Origin of the sequence: Nostoc sp. UCD121 (genome assembly GCF_014222285.1) — a bacterium.
In the GTDB taxonomy this organism is placed as follows: Bacteria; Cyanobacteriota; Cyanobacteriia; order Cyanobacteriales; family Nostocaceae; genus Nostoc.
The window spans coordinates 1-2922 of record NZ_JACKZS010000397.1 but is presented as its reverse complement, the minus strand read 5'-3'; the positions used below and the strand labels follow the sequence as shown (position 1 = coordinate 2922).

3 protein-coding genes are annotated in these 2922 nt (G+C 40.3%); all 3 read left to right on the top strand.

The annotated features are described in order from the left end of the window. Nucleotides 1-455: 455 nt before the first annotated feature. The 3 genes from GNF10_RS36120 to GNF10_RS36110 all read left to right on the top strand — a co-directional run bounded on the left by GNF10_RS36120 (nucleotide 456) and on the right by GNF10_RS36110 (nucleotide 2806). Complete coding sequence (locus GNF10_RS36120) at nucleotides 456-1523, top strand: pentapeptide repeat-containing protein (RefSeq protein WP_185607452.1); 1068 nt, start codon at nucleotides 456-458, stop codon at nucleotides 1521-1523. A gap of 295 nt (nucleotides 1524-1818) precedes the next feature. Continuing rightward, nucleotides 1819-2283, top strand: coding sequence for a hypothetical protein (locus tag GNF10_RS36115; protein ID WP_185607451.1), 465 nt, complete (start codon nucleotides 1819-1821; stop codon nucleotides 2281-2283). 13 nt (nucleotides 2284-2296) lie between these two features. Further along, nucleotides 2297-2806, top strand: coding sequence for a hypothetical protein (locus tag GNF10_RS36110; RefSeq protein ID WP_185607450.1), 510 nt, complete (start codon nucleotides 2297-2299; stop codon nucleotides 2804-2806). Nucleotides 2807-2922 lie beyond the last annotated feature (116 nt).

The following is a 2922-nucleotide window of genomic DNA, read 5'->3' as shown; positions in this document are numbered from 1 at the left end:
AATGTGTCAAGTGCTACGTGTATATGGAGGACACAGCGAGAGGCTGGGGGCAAGGGGACAACAGCGTAGCTGGGGGGACAGTTTCGGGTGATTCCGGGTGGGATGAAGAACGATAACAGCGTAGCTGAAACCTCATGATTATATCAGTGTTTGCTGAATCACTGCGACGGCGTAGCCGGGGTGGTTTGCCTACAGTCAGCACCGGGGGAACATAGCGACAGCGTAGCTGGAACGGGAGAAATATATCAGCGTCTAATAAATGATAGTGACGGCGTAGGGGCAACAAAAATTCTAATCAGCGTAGCTGAAACCATCTGAGGATCGGAAGTTATGTCCAATTTGAACCAACGTGTAACATTAGCAATTAGGTAATCGTTTTAACAACGTTAGCAGTACTATTAATTAAGTTAAGACAATCGAGTGAGACACCAAGGCGCAGTAATTAAGCAAGCAAGATGAAAAACAACCAAGTAAAACCACAAACTAGATTCTTATTGTGGACAAGAAAGCATACAAAGTGGTTTACCTGGATCATAATTTTCGTTGTTTTAATCGCCTTGCTACTGTCTTCAACTCAGTTTGCTGCATGGTTGAAAAAACAAGCATTTATTGAAGTACTTGATTCCCTTAGCAAATTAGGTATTTTGATTGCTGTAATCACTTTTCTATTTGAGATCCCTAAACGTGAAGAGCGAACAAGGCTTGAAGCTGAGAGCAGACAATTTGAATACTGGAAAGCAATTGATGCAGCTCGGTCAATGAGCCAAGGTGATGAAAGACTCTTTAGTAATGCTTTGAGAATGGCACTTCAAAATTTAGCGAAGGAGCGGGACGCATCAGGTCAACCACTCACAATACGTACTGGTGTATTTGATGGAGCAGTTTTACCTGAGATTGATTTAGCTAATTCCAATTTGTGGGTTTGCGGATTCGTGAATGCTGATCTTACTAAATCCATCTTTCGTGGAGCCAATCTTTATCGTGTTAATTTTCGCGGAGCAAGACTATTCGGTGCTGATTTTCGTGAGGCGAACCTTGATGGTTGCACTTTTTTTGGCGCGATTTATGACTCAGAAACTTTGTTTCCAGAAAACTTTGTTCTTAACAAAGCAGGGGCACATAAAATTGCTCCTGGAGTCGTACTAGAAGAAGTTACAGAAATATCTAGAATGTTATGGGATGCCAATCTTGAAAGTGCCAATTTACAAAAGGCTAACCTTGAAAGAGCGATCCTATCAGGAGCAAATCTCCAAAAAGCAAATTTGCAAGCTGCTAACCTCTACAAAGCCAAGGCTGGAGGCCTTGACCTTCGAGGCGCTAACCTATGTAATGCTAATTTTCAAGAAGCTCAACTCCACTACGCCAAGTTTGAAAAAGCTAATCTTGAGGGGGCTGATTTGCGTGGTGCGAAACGCATTAACAAGGAGCAAATTCAAGCAGCTAAAAATTGGGAACATGCTACTTACGATGATGAATTTTGGGAAGAACTTGGAGTACTTCCAGACAAGACAGTGCGAGGGTAGAAAGTTGAGGGATATTGATCTGCCTAGTAGAAAGACTAACCTTTCGCTAGAATGGGTTACTTAATTTTAAGCAAGGCGGATATTATTTTTTTTTACTTTCATCTCAGAAGCTAGATAGACAAAGCTATTAATAGCCGATTTTTTCAAACCATCAGGTTGAGTAAAAATAACAGCGTAGCTGCCACAGAAAAAAGTGATTCGGCGTAGCCGCAATAGTCAATTTTTTTGAGGATTTTGAATCAGATTTTTTCAAATAACCGATAATTATCAGTTAATCGGTATTCATGAGATAACCATGACTGAGCATCAGAATTCAGAAGTAATTACGAAGAGCAAGATTGATAAGGCCATCAATCTACTGAAGGAGCAGAAGCCGAAAGAGCGAGAGGACATCTCAGACAGAGAAGCCATCAGAAAAATGAGAAGGTACATTGAAAAGCTGACTTCTAACAAGTACGGCTACACTTATGATGAAGTTTCAGAAATGCTGAAGGGTCTGGGTATTAATTTGGCTGGCAGCAGAATCAAATATTTAATAGGCGAGTTGAAGAAAAGCAGCCGTCGCCATCAAAAGACATCTTCAAGCGACGACAAGAATCGGTCATCAAATCCGGCTACTGAAACTCAGGCAACAGTTGTAAATACTGCGTCAGATCAAGCTAGTAGTGAGCCGGATAAATCAACAGTAAATAGTGCAAAGGGCAAGAGACAAAGTAAACAGCCTTTATCGCAGCAGCAACAGGCTGAATCAAACCTATAATTAGAAAAATCGTATGAATATAGAATTATTAATTGGAACATGGCTGTTAACGGGAAGTATTTCTCTAAACAGCCAAATTAAATTTATCGGTGATGAACCAGATCCGAATGGTGTCGAAAATTGGTTGAATAGTAACAGCAACAATTTAATTGATCAGGTAGAAGCAACCGAAGGGCTAACTCTAACTATCTCATCAGATGGTAAATTCTTTGAAGAAAGAACAGGCGAACCAAAAGTTTATTGGTTTGACAGTGAAGGGGTATTGTCATCTGAAGTTATACCGTTTAACGGTCATCTAAGTTTCTATGACTCTAAAGCCTTCTTATTGGTTGATGATCTGGTATCGTGGGCTGTACCTAGCGATGAAGTTAATAAAAAAAAGCTTAGATACGATGATGGGGACACGAAAATAGCTGATAGCATTGAAGTTCAAGGCGAACAGCTTATACGAACCATCTCAGTAGTAACGGATGAACTTTACTTAGATAGAGTAATTATCGTATACAAAAAAGCAAATAAGTGAAGGTATGCGCTAGCCACTTTTCATCCTCGTCTAAGTCAGCCAAATTTTTATTACTACCGCTATTAAGACTATCTACGTAGCAGGAGTAATATTTTTTCTTTCCGTAGCCCAGCCAG

Bases quoted from the DNA above. Each gene is read 5' to 3' on its own strand.
- GNF10_RS36115 (WP_185607451.1), top strand. From the start codon at position 1,819: ATGACTGAGCATCAGAATTCAGAAGTAATTACGAAGAGCAAGATTGAT.
- GNF10_RS36120 (WP_185607452.1), top strand. From the start codon at position 456: ATGAAAAACAACCAAGTAAAACCACAAACTAGATTCTTATTGTGGACA.
- GNF10_RS36110 (WP_185607450.1), top strand. From the start codon at position 2,297: ATGAATATAGAATTATTAATTGGAACATGGCTGTTAACGGGAAGTATT.